The organism is Pseudomonas sp. Lz4W (genome assembly GCF_000346225.2).
Classification (GTDB): Bacteria; Pseudomonadota; Gammaproteobacteria; order Pseudomonadales; family Pseudomonadaceae; genus Aquipseudomonas; species Aquipseudomonas paraversuta.
Window position 1 is genome coordinate 272,120 of record NZ_CP017432.1, and the last position, 13,556, is coordinate 285,675.

At 60.4% G+C, this 13,556-nt stretch carries 13 protein-coding genes; 5 read left to right on the forward strand and 8 right to left on the reverse strand.

From position 1 onward, the window contains the following. Positions 1-291 precede the first annotated feature (291 nt). A complete protein-coding gene (locus tag B195_RS01280; RefSeq protein WP_004419764.1) occupies positions 292-1,986 on the forward strand; it encodes a DUF4153 domain-containing protein in 1,695 nt (564 codons plus the stop codon). A 147-nt stretch (positions 1,987-2,133) separates the two neighbouring features. Here the strand turns inward: B195_RS01280 and B195_RS01285 are convergent, their stop codons facing one another. Continuing rightward, positions 2,134-3,330, reverse strand: coding sequence for a class I SAM-dependent rRNA methyltransferase (locus tag B195_RS01285; protein WP_004419762.1), 1,197 nt, complete (start codon positions 3,328-3,330; stop codon positions 2,134-2,136). Between the two features lie 201 nt (positions 3,331-3,531). Here B195_RS01285 and B195_RS01290 point away from each other — a divergent pair, with 201 nt between their 5' ends. Both B195_RS01290 and mutM read left to right on the forward strand, forming a co-directional pair. Then, positions 3,532-4,344, forward strand: coding sequence for an HDOD domain-containing protein (locus tag B195_RS01290; RefSeq protein ID WP_177412988.1), 813 nt, complete (start codon positions 3,532-3,534; stop codon positions 4,342-4,344). A gap of 17 nt (positions 4,345-4,361) precedes the next feature. Then, the gene (gene mutM / locus B195_RS01295) at positions 4,362-5,174 is read left to right on the forward strand and encodes a bifunctional DNA-formamidopyrimidine glycosylase/DNA-(apurinic or apyrimidinic site) lyase (RefSeq protein WP_004419758.1); all 813 of its coding nucleotides are present in this window, start codon (positions 4,362-4,364) and stop codon (positions 5,172-5,174) included. 108 nt (positions 5,175-5,282) lie between these two features. Here mutM and B195_RS01300 read toward each other — a convergent pair whose 3' ends face one another. From B195_RS01300 to B195_RS01320, 5 genes are all read right to left on the reverse strand, one after another. Continuing rightward, positions 5,283-5,534: a YfhL family 4Fe-4S dicluster ferredoxin gene (locus B195_RS01300; RefSeq protein WP_004419756.1), complete on the reverse strand. Its 252-nt coding sequence runs from the start codon at positions 5,532-5,534 to the stop codon at positions 5,283-5,285. A gap of 99 nt (positions 5,535-5,633) precedes the next feature. Next, a complete protein-coding gene (gene coaD, locus B195_RS01305) occupies positions 5,634-6,116 on the reverse strand; it encodes a pantetheine-phosphate adenylyltransferase (protein ID WP_004419754.1) in 483 nt (160 codons plus the stop codon). Between the two features lie 115 nt (positions 6,117-6,231). Then, a complete protein-coding gene (locus tag B195_RS01310; RefSeq protein ID WP_004419752.1) occupies positions 6,232-7,827 on the reverse strand; it encodes a GMC family oxidoreductase in 1,596 nt (531 codons plus the stop codon). Positions 7,828-7,942: 115 nt separating this feature from the next. Beyond that, positions 7,943-8,488: a hypothetical protein gene (locus tag B195_RS01315; protein WP_004419751.1), complete on the reverse strand. Its 546-nt coding sequence runs from the start codon at positions 8,486-8,488 to the stop codon at positions 7,943-7,945. 13 nt (positions 8,489-8,501) lie between these two features. Further along, on the reverse strand, positions 8,502-9,932 hold the full coding sequence (locus B195_RS01320) for a coniferyl aldehyde dehydrogenase (RefSeq protein WP_004419749.1): 1,431 nt from the start codon (positions 9,930-9,932) through the stop codon (positions 8,502-8,504). Between the two features lie 166 nt (positions 9,933-10,098). On the opposite strand from B195_RS01320, the gene B195_RS01325 reads away from it, so the two are divergent. Together B195_RS01325 and B195_RS01330 are read left to right on the forward strand one after the other, a co-directional pair. After that, on the forward strand, positions 10,099-10,767 hold the full coding sequence (locus B195_RS01325; protein ID WP_004419748.1) for a TetR/AcrR family transcriptional regulator: 669 nt from the start codon (positions 10,099-10,101) through the stop codon (positions 10,765-10,767). Between the two features lie 30 nt (positions 10,768-10,797). Continuing rightward, positions 10,798-11,652 (forward strand): sulfurtransferase, encoded by an 855-nt coding sequence (locus B195_RS01330; RefSeq protein ID WP_004419746.1) that lies wholly within the window; start codon positions 10,798-10,800, stop codon positions 11,650-11,652. Positions 11,653-11,697: 45 nt separating this feature from the next. On the opposite strand, the gene B195_RS01335 is transcribed toward B195_RS01330, so the two are convergent. Next, complete coding sequence (locus tag B195_RS01335; protein ID WP_178105561.1) at positions 11,698-12,537, reverse strand: AraC family transcriptional regulator; 840 nt, start codon at positions 12,535-12,537, stop codon at positions 11,698-11,700. Beyond that, on the reverse strand, positions 12,537-13,526 hold the full coding sequence (locus B195_RS01340) for a hydrolase (RefSeq protein WP_004419742.1): 990 nt from the start codon (positions 13,524-13,526) through the stop codon (positions 12,537-12,539). Before B195_RS01340 ends, B195_RS01335 begins: the two co-directional genes overlap by 1 nt. Positions 13,527-13,556 lie beyond the last annotated feature (30 nt).

Below are 13,556 nucleotides of genomic sequence, written 5' to 3' on the forward strand. Positions count from 1 at the left end.
TAACAAACAGGGAAGTGAGCTTCTAATGACTGGCGGACTACACAGAAAATGACCACGTGTCAGCAAGCTGCCGTTAACGCTGCGGGATCGCCGCGCGTCAGGGCCTGAGCTCATAAACCCGCCGGGGATGATTGGCGATGAATCCGTCGATTCTACACGGCTGGCGGCGGGAGGGAATGGGGTAGAGGGTTGGCTGCCTGCGTGAGGAGTCATTGCATTTGGCGGGCCGGTAGGCGTTGGCAGTGTTCAGGCTATAGAGTGCAGGCATGATTTTTCGATAAGGACATTCGTATGCTGACCCTCAACCGATCCGTGCGAACCTGCCTGGTCATTGGCCTGGCGCAAGGGCTGCTGCTATGGCTGGCGAGCGCCCTGACCGAGCCGGGGCTCCAGTTTGCCCTGGCCACTGCGGTATTGGTCGGCGGTATCAACCTGGTGCTGCTGGGGCCAGACGTGCGTCAGCGCGGTACGGCCTGGCTGGTGCTTGGGCTGACGCTGGTGATGAGCGCCATCAGCGCCTGGGTGTACTGGGAGGGCGGCGACAGTTTGCGCAGCAGCAGCTGGCTGACCGGCACCTGGGTCTGCTTTGCCGTGGTGATCACTTATATAGTGACGGCTTTCATCCTCAGCTGGCCGAGCCGCGAAGGGCGCTTCCCGCGCTACGAAGACCTGTTCCGCCACGCCTGGGACACGGTGTTTATCGTGTTGCTGGGCTTGCTGTTGAACGGCGTGTTTTGGGCGCTGCTGCTGTTGTGGGGCAGCCTGTTCAAGATGCTCGGGATTGTGGCGCTCAATCAGTTGTTTTCCACCACCGGGTTTATCTGCATCAGTTCGATGATGGTGTTTGCCCTGGGCCTGCAGATGGGCCGCGACAACGATCGTGTCATCGGTCTGTTACGCGGCATTTTGCTGACCTTGTGCCGCTTTCTGCTGCCCCTGAGTTCGCTGATTGCCATTGTCTTCACCCTGGCCCTGCTATTTACCGGGCTGCAGCCCATTTGGGCCACCGGCTATTCGACGCCGATCATGCTGTGTCTGGTGGCGGCCAATCTGTTTCTGCTCAATGGCGTGTTCCAGGTCGGCGAGCAGAGCAGCGGTTATCCGCGATGGCTGTTGCGCATGGTTGACCTGTGCCTGCTGTGCTTGCCGGTACTGGTGCTGCTGGCGGGGTATTCGAGCTGGCTGCGAATCGAACAATATGGCCTGACCCCCAGCCGCATTCTGGCGATGTTGCTGGTGGCGGTGATGCTGGTTCATACCCTTGCCGCGGCCTGGGCGGTGGTGGTGCCTCAGCGTCAGTGGTTGTGGAGCCTGCGCATCAGCAACCCGCTGATTGCGTTGCTCAGCGTGGTACTGCTGTTGGCGATTCATACCCCGTGGTTCAGTCCGTTGCAGATCAGCGCCAGCAATCAGGTAAAGCGCGTGCTGGAGGCTAAAAGTCCGGTAGAGAGCTTTGATGCCGACACTTTGCTCTATCGCTTGGGGCCACCGGGCAAGCAGGCGTTCGAGGCATTGCTGGAGCAAGTCGAGCAGGGCCGGGTGTTGGCAGAACCCGCGCGCGAAGTTCTGTTGAAACGGCTCAAGGATGCCCAGGCCGGTAAAGGTGCGCGGGACTCCGATGGGCGGCTTCTGGAGTGGATCGGGCCTGTCGTGGAAGGCAGCGAGCAGTTCAACGACCCCGGCATTGGCGGGCAGCAGTGCCTGTACCCGGGATGTGCCATGTGGGCGGTCGATCTGGATCAGGACGGGCAGGACGAAGTGCTGCAGTTACCCAAATACAGCTGGTCTGATCCGCTGTACTTCTTCAAGCGTGATGCGCAGGGCAAATGGCAGCGTGCAGGCACCTATACAGGTGTCGAAAACCCGCTGGAGATGATTGAGATGATTCGCCAGGGCAAGGTGAAAGTGGTGAAGCCGCGTTATCAATCGCTGCAGGCCGGGGATGAACAACTGAGCCCGCAACCGGAGATACCGCCGCAGCCTTAACTAGGACACCCCTGTGGGAGCCGGACTTCCGGCGAGGCAGACGACTCAGTTTGCAGGATGTTGAGTCATCGCCGGCAAGCCGGCTCCCACGAGATATGCTCAGGGCATTTCCACTGTGGGAGCTGGCTTGCCAGCGATTCAGGCGTCTTAGCTGTTAGGCAGCAAACGGCAGGTGATGCTCTTGATGTAGCGCGTTTCTGCAATCGCCGGGTGCACCGGGTGATCCGGGCCCTGGCCGCCGCGTTCCAGCAACTGGATGTTGCGGTCCAGGTGGCGGGCGCTGGTCAGCAGGATGTTCTGCAGGTCGTCTTCCGGCAGGTGCATCGAGCACGATGCGCTGACCAGAATCCCGTCCTTGCTGAGCAGGCGCATGGCTTGCTCGTTAAGGCGGCGGTAAGCACCTTCGCCGTTCTTCAGGTCCTTTTTGCGTTTGATGAAGGCCGGAGGATCGGCCACGATTACGTCGAAACGCTCTTCGTTGGCCTTGAGCTCTTTCAGGGCTTCAAATACGTCGCCTTCCATGCAGGTGACTTTCTCGGCAAAACCGTTCAAAGCAGCGTTGCGCTCAACACCGTCCAGGGCGAACGAGGAGGCATCGACACAGGTCACTTCGCTGGCGCCGAAAGCGGCAGCCTGAATACCCCAGCCACCGATGTAGCTGAACAGGTCCAGAACCTTTTTGCCTTTAACGTACGGCGCCAGGCGGGCGCGGTTCATGCGGTGGTCGTAGAACCAGCCGGTTTTCTGGCCGGCCATGACCGGCGCTTCGAACTTCACGCCGTTCTCTTCCAGCGCAACCCATTCCGGCACCAGACCGAAGACGGTTTCGACATAACGCTCAAGGCCTTCAGCGTCACGGGCAGCCGAGTCGTTCTTGAACAGGATGCCGCTTGGCTTGATGACTTGAACCAGTGCCGCGATCACGTCGTCTTTGTGCTGTTCCATGGTGGCCGAGGCCAGCTGAACCACCAGAATGTCGCCGAAACGGTCTACGACCAGGCCCGGCAGCAAGTCGGAATCGCCGAAAACCAGGCGGTAGTAAGGCTTGTCGAACAGGCGCTCGCGCAAGGACAAAGCCATGTTCAGGCGGTGTACCAGCAGCGATTTGTCCAGCGGCAATTTGATGTCGCGCGACAGCAGGCGAGCGCAGATCAGGTTGTTCGGGCTCATGGCAACGATGCCCAGCGGCTTGCCGCCGGCTGTTTCGAGCACGGCCTGGTCGCCGGCCTTGAAGCCGTGCAGCGGGGTGTTGGCTACATCAATTTCGTTGCTGTAGACCCACAAGTGGCCGGCGCGCAGGCGTCGATCGGCATTGGCTTTAAGGCGCAGGCTTGGCAGGGACATGACGTCGCTCCGGGTATTGAAAAGGGCGCGATTATAGCCTTAGACGCACCCTGCAAGCTCAGCTGATTCGCGGTATTGCGTCGGATTACGTGCGCAAATGGCCAGAAATTTCCGCTAGACTCGCCGTCCAATTCAGAGTGCGTCGTTATGCCCCCAGAGCTTTCATCCGAACAGATCAGCCTTGCCCTGCAAGGCATCAGCGTGCCGCCCCAACCGCAAATCATGGTGGATTTGCAGATGGAGCAATACATGCCGGACCCGGATCTGGAAGTGATAGCCGGCCTGATCGCCCAGGACCCGGGGCTGTCCGGGGCACTGCTGAAAATCGTCAACTCGCCGTATTACGGCCTGAGCAACAAGATTGCCTCGATCCGCCGTGCAGTCACGGTGCTCGGCAGCCGGACCGTGATCAACCTGATCAACGCACAGTCGATCAAGGGCGAGATGACAGACGACACCATCGTGACCCTTAACCGGTTTTGGGACACGGCCCAGGACGTGGCAATGACCAGCCTGACCCTGGCCAAGCGCACGGGCACCCAGGCGCTGGATGAAGCCTATGCCCTGGGGCTGTTTCACGATTGTGGCATCCCGTTGATGCTCAAGCGCTTCCCGGATTACATGCGGGTACTGGAACAGGGCTATGCCAATGCCGGGACTGGCAGCCGTGTGGTTGACACTGAAAACCGGCATTTCAATACCAACCATGCGGTGGTCGGCTACTACACGGCAAAATCCTGGCGTCTGCCTGCGCATCTTACAGAGGCGATTGCCAATCACCACAATGCCCTGGCGATTTTCAGCGACGACTCTTCGCGCAACAGCCAGCTTAAAAACCTGCTGGCGATCCTCAAGATGGCCGAACATATCTGTGCCTCGCACACAGTGCTGGGCAACCAGCGTGAAGACCATGAATGGAACAGCATCCGGCACCTGGTGCTGGACTACATTGGTCTGTCCGACTACGACTTTGACAACCTTAAAGAAAGCATTCGCGAATTGGGTGCCCACTAGTCTCGCAGGAGCCTCCCGTGCCTGAATTACCTGAAGTCGAAACCACCCGCCGGGGCATTGCCCCGCACCTTGAAGGTCAGCGGGTCAGCCGGGTGATTGTGCGCGAGCGCCGTTTGCGCTGGCCGATCCCGGAAGACCTGGATGTGCGTCTGTCGGGGCAGAAGATCGTGCTGGTGGAGCGGCGCGCCAAGTATCTGCTGATTAACGCCGAAGTCGGGACGCTGATCAGCCATTTGGGCATGTCGGGCAACCTGCGCCTGGTAGAGGCCGGGCTGCCGGCGGCCAGGCACGAGCATGTGGACATCGAGCTGGAGTCGGGCCTGGCATTGCGCTACACCGACCCGCGACGTTTCGGTGCGATGCTCTGGAGCCTCGACCCGCTGAACCATGAATTGCTGCTGCGCCTTGGGCCGGAGCCACTGACCGATCTGTTTGACGGTGAGCGGCTTTTTCAGCTGTCGCGCAAGCGTTCGATGGCCGTCAAGCCGTTCATCATGGATAACGCAGTGGTGGTGGGCGTGGGCAATATCTACGCGACTGAAGCGCTGTTTGCTGCCGGCATTGATCCGCGTCGCGAAGCCAAAAGCATCTCACGGGCGCGCTATTTGAAGCTGGCGATCGAGATCAAGCGGATTCTGGCCGCGGCGATTGAGCGTGGAGGCACCACCTTGCGCGACTTTATCGGGGGCGACGGACAACCTGGCTACTTCCAGCAAGAGCTGTTTGTTTACGGGCGTGGCTACCAGCCCTGCAAGGTCTGTGGCACCGAGTTGCGCGAGGTCAAGCTGGGCCAGCGCGCCAGCGTGTTCTGCCCGCGCTGCCAGAGCTGACAGGAACACAGCAGGCGCTGGCCGGCTGTCATCGCGGGAGCTGGCTGACCAGAGATTCAGGCACTGTGGCTTTTCAGGTTCGGCGCATTAAAGCAATGGCCGACAAGGTCAGGCCTTGCCGGTGATTGCCTTGTATTTGGCCATCAGCTGTTCTTCGGTTTCCGGGTGGGCTTCATCCAGCGGGATGCAGTCAACCGGGCAGACCTGCTGGCATTGCGGCTCATCGTAGTGGCCCACGCACTGGGTACACAGGTTCGGGTCGATCACATAGATCTCTTCGCCCTGGGAAATGGCAGCGTTCGGACACTCGGGTTCGCAGACGTCGCAGTTAATGCAATCGTCGGTGATGATCAGGGACATGGGTACTCCTGCCGGGGCGCTCGGCCCGGGCAACTGAAATCGAATGCGGCAATTGTGCCGCATTGGCGCCCGCAGTGCACGCGGGCGCCGCTTCAGCGGTCACTTCTTGCGAAAGCGCTCGGTGAGGGCATCGGCCACGGCCGGGTGCACGAATTTGTTGATATCGCCACCTAATGCCGCGATTTCCCGGACCAATGTCGACGAAATGAACGAATAACGCTCTGACGGCGTGAGGAACAGACTTTCGACGTCGGGGGCCAGTTGGCGATTCATGTTCGCCAGCTGGAACTCGTATTCGAAGTCCGACACGGCACGCAGGCCACGCAGAAAGACATTGGCGTTCTGTTCTTTGGCAAAGTGCGCGAGCAGCGTCGAGAAGCCGACTACCTCCACATTGGGCAGGTGTTTGGTGACTTCACGTGCCAGCTCCACACGCTGTTCCAGAGGAAATAGCGGGTTTTTTTTGGTGCTGGCAGCGACAGCAATGATCACGTGATCGAACAGGCGCGAGGCGCGTTCGACCAGATCGCCGTGGCCCTTGGTAATAGGGTCAAATGTACCTGGGTACAACACTCGGTTCATCGCGTCGTCCTGGCGGGAATCCGTTGGGGAGTCGGATGGTATCGCAGCATTCCCGGTCGGCCAAGTCGCCATTCGCAGAAGAAAGCACTATAGACGTGGCCAATTAACTACTTTTTCACGGATTTTTCAGGCGCGCGGCCAGCTCTGTTGCCAGTTTCGCCGTGAGCCCGTACACCGACAATTGCGGGTTGGCCCCAATGCTGGTGGGGAATAAAGAGCCATCGTGGACCGATACATTACCCAATTGATGATGGCGCCCAAGGCTGTCGGTAACCGCCAGTTGCGGGTTTTCGCCCATTGCACAGCCACCCATGACATGGGCACTGGCAAGGCGGGTGCGATACAACTCAAGGCTCAAACTGTCGATTCGGTCACGTGTCTGGCCAAGGCTGGTCATGTATTGCGCATCACTGTGCAGCGGCATGACGGCGCTGGCGCCTGCTGCGAACTGGATTTCGGCCATGCTGTGGAGGGCACGCTTGAGACCGTCCCAGACATAGGGCGTGAGGCTGTAATCGAGTACCGGACTGCCATCAGCACGCAACTCGACACTGCCGCCGGGGCTGTCGGGATGAAAACCGTCGCGCATCAACGCCAGCATCATATGGGTATTGGGCAGTTGCGCCATGTGCCCGGCGCTGGTCTGGCCAAAGCTGGCAAAAATTGTGGCTGCCAGGGCCGGATGCAGCGGCGGCACCTCGAGTTTGTAGCCCATGGGCCCGCTGGTGCCGTCTTTCCACTGAAAATGATCGGAGTAAATCGATTGCGGGGCGCCGTAAAACGGATTGATGGCCGCAGGAAACTGCGCCGCAGAAAAGTTGACCAGGTGCAGAAACGTCCGTTTACCGAGTCGTCCGTGGGGGTCGGGTGCCTCGGAACGCAGCAGCAGGCCGGGGGTGTTGATGCCGCCGCCGGACAGCACATAGTGCCGGGCCTTGACCATGATTGTGCGGCCGGTGGGCGCCACGCAGCGGCTGTCCATGGCCTGGCACTCCAGCCCGGTAACCTGGTCGCCGCTGATCAGCAGCCGCCGGGCGCGGGTCAGATACAGCAATTCGCCGCCCTGTTCGAGGGTGGCGGGGATGGTGGTCACCAGCATCGATTGTTTGGCATTGGTCGGGCAGCCCATGCCGCAGTAGCCCAGGTTCCAGCAGCCGCGCACATTGCGCGGGATCACATGCCAGCTGTAGCCGAGCTTTTCGCAACCGGTGCGGATCACCTCGTTATTGGCGTTGGGCGGGATCAGCCAGGGCGCGACGCCAAGCCGCTGTTCCATCTGCTCGAACCATGGTGCCATCTGCGCCTCACTGTGGCCGGCGACCGCGTGTTCCCGGGCCCAGTGTTCCAGGGTGGGGGCGGGGGTGCGAAAGCTTGAAGTCCAGTTGACCAGGGTCGTACCGCCCACGGCCCGCCCCTGGAGGATGCTGATGGCGCCGTCTTTGCTCATGCGCCCGACGCCTTCCTGATAAAGACTGGAGTAGGCCTCGTCTTCCAGCAGCCTGAAATCACTGCTGGTCCTGAGCGGGCCCTCCTCGATCAGCAAGACCCTGTAACCGGCGGCACTAAGAATCTCGGCCGTGGTGCCGCCGCCTGCACCGCTACCGACAATCACTACATCGGCTTCGAGCGTCAGGTCGCTGTCGAGTTGCGAGCCATCCCGGGTTTTCCAGCCTCGGGCCATGCCTTCGCGGAACGGATCAGGTACGGGCATAAAGGACTTCCATGGTGGCAATGGGGTTTGTAGGAGCGAGCTTGCTCGCGAGCTCTTCGTCGCCGCGTTTAACAGCTCGCGAGCAAGCTCGCTCCTACGGGTTGTACGGGGTCAGTCAGATCTTCGGCGGGCCCGGATACCCGCACCCGGCCCAGGATTCGGGGCGTTCGTACCAGCTCATCATCACCAGTTGCACCAGCGAGCCGTGGCCCATGCGCAGCAGGTTCAGGCTGCTGTTTTGCCAGCGCTGCAAAAAATCCTGAATCTGTTCGGGGCTGGCGCTCTCCCAGCCACTCCAGACCCCGGTCAACGGGCCCCGTGTTACCGGCATGGCCAGTACATCGAACAATTGCCGAGTCAGCTTGAGCAGTTCGGGGGACAAGTGAGCAAGGTTGTGGTCCAGCTGATGCAAGGTGGCATCGGCCGCACCGGGAACAGCCGGGGCGCCCACGCTACCCGCAAGCATCACCGGGATCAGTGCCCGCAAAAAAGTCAGATCACTGCTGCGCAACAAGGCGAAGCCGCTGGCGCTACTGCCGGGCGAGCAGCCACTCAGACTGGCGCCGAGCCCGGCGCAGGTCAAAAATGCACTGGCCCACAGGCCGACTTTCAGTACGCCCCGACGCGATAGCAGAACCTCTTCAACCCTCAATTCAGGCATGGGCCACCTTCGACTAGCGGATAAACAGCTTCTGGATCAGGCGTACCAGTTGGCGGCCATAAGGCGGGTAAATCATCAGCGAGCTGTTGAGGCGCTGTTTAACCAGCACCCCCTTGGCTTTGCTGAAGGTCACAAAGCCTTCATGACCGTGGTAATGGCCCATGCCGGAATGCCCTGCACCGCCAAACGGCAGGTCGTCGATGGCCACATGCAGCAGGGTGTCATTGATGCACACGCCGCCAGAGTGGGTGTGCTGGATGACCCGTTGCTGCTCGGGCTTGTTGTAGCCGAAGTAGTAAAGCGCCAGCGGGCGCGGTCTGGCATTGATGTAATCCAGCGCTTGCTGCAGGTCGCCGTAGGCCACGACGGGCAGCAGTGGGCCGAATATTTCGTCCTGCATCACCTGCATCTCGTCGTTTACACCCAGCAGCAGGGCGTGGGGCATGCGCCGCCCCTGGCCTTGCTCGTACAGCGGTATCAGGCGTGCACCCTTCAGAGTGGCATCGGTTTGCAGGCGATCAAGGCGCGCCAGTTGGCGTTCATTGATGATTGCGGTGTAGTCCGGGTTGTCGATCAGGGTCGGATAAAAACTGTGCACGGCCTGGCGGTAGGCCTCAACAAAGTCATCGACCCGGTCTCGCGGCACCAGCACGTAATCCGGAGCGATGCAGGTCTGCCCAGCGTTGAGGGTTTTGCCCCAGGCGATACGTTGGGCAGCATCCTTGAGCGGTACATCGGCCGATACGATGGCTGGCGACTTGCCGCCCAGCTCCAGGGTTACCGGGGTCAGGTTGTCGGCAGCTGCCCGCATGACCTGCTTGCCTACGTGGGTCGAGCCGGTGAACAGCAAGTGATCAAATGCCAGGCCGGAGAATGCCACCGCCACATCGGCTTCACCCAGTACTACGGCAACCATGTCTTCGGGGAAGATGCGCCCCAGCAAGTCCTTGAGCCAGTGCCCTGTGGCCGGGGTGAACTCGCTGAGTTTGAGCATTACCCGGTTACCCGCCGCCAATGCCCCGATCAAAGGGCCCATGGCCAGGTACAGCGGGTAGTTCCACGGCACGATAATGCCGATTACGCCCAGGGGCTGATACACCACTTTGGCGCTGGCCGGCTGGAACATCACCCCTACGCTGCGGGACGAGGGCTGCATCCAGCGCTTCAAATGCTTAAGGGTGTAATCAATGCTGTGCAGGCTGGGCATCAGCTCGGCAAACAGGGTTTCGTCAGGGCTGCGGTGGCTGAAGTCCTGGCTGATGGCGTCGATCAGCACTTCGCGCTCATCACTCAGTAACTTGCGCAAACTTTTCAACCACTGCTGGCGCTGGGCGAGTGGCGGATAGGGGTGAGCCGCATAAGCCAGACGTTGGGTGTCGAGCAGGGAATGGAGATCGCTCAGCACGGCTGAGGCGTCTTGGCGGGGGGCGCTGTCGACAGACATGGTTTGCTCCGGGCGGAAGGCTTGCGGGTTATTTTTATTTGAGAGCAATCATGCTTTTAGAGCCTATGCTCTAAGCTGTCAATGAGGGGCGCTTATCCGTGAGGTTTAACGATGACGGGTAAGGTCGTAAGATGTCTTTCGTTTTTCATTAAAGCCCAAGAAGCCCATGGCCCCACGAATAAAAACCAGCCAGCGCATCGTCAATAGCAGTCTGGAGCTGTTCAATCAGCTGGGCGAGCGCAGTGTGAGCACCAACCACATTGCCGCGCACATGGAAATTTCACCGGGCAATCTGTATTACCACTTCCCTAACAAGCAGGCGATCATCTCGGTATTGTTCAGCGAGTATGAGGCGTTGGTGTTGAGGTTTCTGCGCCCGCCCGAAGGGCGTATGGCCAGTGTTGAAGACAAGCGTCAGTACTTGCAGCAGTTGCTGGATGCCATGTGGCGCTATCGCTTTTTGTACCGTGATATCGAGCACTTGCTGCACAGCGACACTGAGCTTGCCGCCCGTTACCGGGTCTTTTCCCAGAACTGTCTGCGTCAGGCGCAAGCGATTTACCGCGGTTTTGTCGATGCCGGGCTTATGTGCATGACCCCCCTGCAAATCGAGTCGCTGACCCTTAACGCGTGGATCATTCTCACCTCATGGGTCAGTTTTCTGTGTACTACCCGGGAGAACAACGATCAGCTCAGTGAGCAGGCCATCAAGCGCGGGGTGTATCAACTGCTGGTCCTGGAATCGGGCTTTGTCACCGCTCAGGGCCGGGCAGACTTCGATGAACTGATCAAGGATTACTACGTCCCGCTGGAGCACGCGCTGCACGTTCAATAAATGCATTTCACCCCCTCACAGGAGTTCCCTATGCCCGTCGCGCAACTGATCAGCCCCCAAGCCCTGAGCGAACGCCAGGAACTGCCCGGTCTGGTTATTCTGGATTGCCGTTTCGCCCTTGAAGACCCCGACTATGGTCGTTGCAGCTATGCCGAAGGGCATATAGCCGGTGCGCAATTTGCTGACCTTGAACGTGATTTGAGCGGCCCCGTGATCAAAGGTGTAACGGGCCGTCACCCGTTGCCCGAGCCACAGGTGTTGCTTGAGCGACTGCGCGCATGGGGCATCAATGACGACAGCGATGTGGTGCTGTATGACGACGGTCCGGGGGTCTATGCCGCCCGGGCATGGTGGTTGCTGACCTGGCTGGGCAAGCGCGATGGCGTGTTTATCCTCGATGGCGGCCTCAAGGCCTGGCATGGTGCAGGTTTCCCGCTGAGTCTGGATGCTGTGGTCAAGCCCCGTGGCAACCTGGAAGGCAAGCTCGACAAGCGTTTGCTGGTCGATGCCGAGCACTTGCACAAGCGCCTGGGCGATCCGGACCTGACCTTGATCGACGCCCGTGCCCGACCACGTTTTCGCGGCGAAGTTGAACCTATCGACCCTGTTGCCGGGCATATTCCGGGTGCGCAATGTGCAGCGTTCAGCGAGAACCTCGACAGCAGCGGGCGTTTTTTACCTGCCGATCAACTCAAAAAGCGTTTCGCCGAGCAGCTCGGCGGTCGTTCTGCGCAAGAGCTGGTGGCCTACTGCGGCTCCGGCGTGACGGCGTGCCATAACCTGTTTGCACTGGGGTTGGCCGGTTATCCGCTGGGTAAGCTCTATGCGGGGTCGTGGAGCGAATGGATCAACGATCCTGAGCGGGGCATTGCTACCGGCGATTGATGCTCGCGCTGTAACCTGGTCGCTGCCCAGGCGCGAAGGCTGCGACTACGGGTGTTTATGGGCACTGGCTGCGCGATAGGCGCCGGGGCCCACACCGTAGACTTTCTTGAATTGCCGGCTCAGATGGCTTTGATCGGCAAAACCCAATTGCGTAGCCACTTGCAGCGGCAAACAACCCTTTTTCAGCAAGGCTCTGGCGTGGGCAATACGTTGCTGCATCAGCCAGGTGTGCGGTGGCATGCCCGTCGCGCGTTGAAACACCCGGGCCAAATGGAACGCCGACAGATTGACCGCCGCTGCCAGCTGTTCCAGGGAGGGCGGTTCGGCGAGACGGGCCTGCAGCAGCTCCTTGGCCTGACGTACGGCGCGATGTTCAATGCCCGGCTTGGCCGGCATTGGCAGGCGGGCATGGCGATTGAGCAGCGCCAGCATCATTTGTCGCCAGACCGTTTGTTGATGCAGTGCCGACTCCGGGCCTTCGAGCAATTGGTGCAGCCGGCACAAGCCGCTGAACAGGTCGGGGTCGTGAATCAGGGTGTCATTGAAGGTCGGCAAGTGCATGCCGGGCAAGCCGAGCTCTTCCAGCAGGCCGTGCAGTTGCGCGTTGTCGGGATAGAACGCCCGGTAGCGCCAGCCGGCATCATGGCCTTTGTGCCCGTTGTGCACTTCGTCCGGGTTGATCAGAACCAGGGTGCCGGAGCAGGCCAGATGCTCAGCCCCGCGATAACGATAGCGCTGGGCCCCGTCCATGATCATGCCGATCACAAAACCATCATGCACATGGGGTACGAAGCGGTGTTCGATATAGCGCGCGGTGAGCAACTCGACACCTGTCAGCGGTGGCGTTTGCCAGAACCGGATCGACTCACCCTGCTCGCTGCTCATTACCCGGGCCCGGGCCTGAGGCTCGCCAGCCATTGCGGGATGCGCCGCTCGAGGTAGTAGCCCGGGGTTTTAAGGGAGCCTTCGATAAATCCGACATGGCCCCCCCTGGCATGCAGCTCAAGTGTGGTGCACCCGGACAGTTCGCTGGCCTCGGGGATGCTGTGTTTGAACACGAACGGGTCGTCCACGGCGTGGATAATCAGGGTCGGAGTGTCGATGGCGGCCAAAAAGTATCGGCTGGAGGCGCGACGGTAGTAGTCATCGACATTCAGGTAACCGTTGAGTGGTGCGGTGACCCGGTCATCGAACTCCCAAAAGGTGCGCATTTTGCGCAGCGATTTCAGGGAGCCCAGGTTGTCCAGCGTGGCCAGCGGCTCATGCCGGGCATCGTGGCGAAACTGCCGCTGCTTGTTCGTGACATAGACCAGCATTTCACGCATGAAATGCGCCTGGTAGACCTTGGAGAAACCCTGGCCAATCCGGTCGGCGCACTGGTCGAGGCGAAACGGCACCGACACCGCCACCGCACCCTGCAAGCCACTTTCGTTGCCGCTTTCACCCAGGTATTTGAGCAATACGTTGCCGCCCAGTGAATAGCCGACGGCGAACAGCGGGGCCAGCGGATGGGTGGCGCGCAAGTGTGCCACGGCTGCCGCCAGGTCTTCGCTGGCGCCGGAGTGATAACTGCGCGCCAGCAGATTGGGTTCGCCGGAGCAGCCGCGCCAGTTCAGGGCGACACTGGTCCAGCCTTGCGTGGCGAGGGCCCGTTGCTGGCCGGCGACATAGTGCGACGCCGATGAGCCGGTCAGGCCATGCAATACCAGCACTATGGGTGCATCGGTTGAAGGGGTGCCGTGCCAGTCCAGATCGAGAAAGTCACCATCTGCCAGCCACAGGCGCTCGCGGCGGTGTTCAACCACCGGCCGTTTGCGCCACAGCGGGCCCCACAGGGTTTGTAAATGGGGATTGCGCAGGCCATGGGCCGCCATGAACGATTCAGGAAGTGATACAGGGGCAGC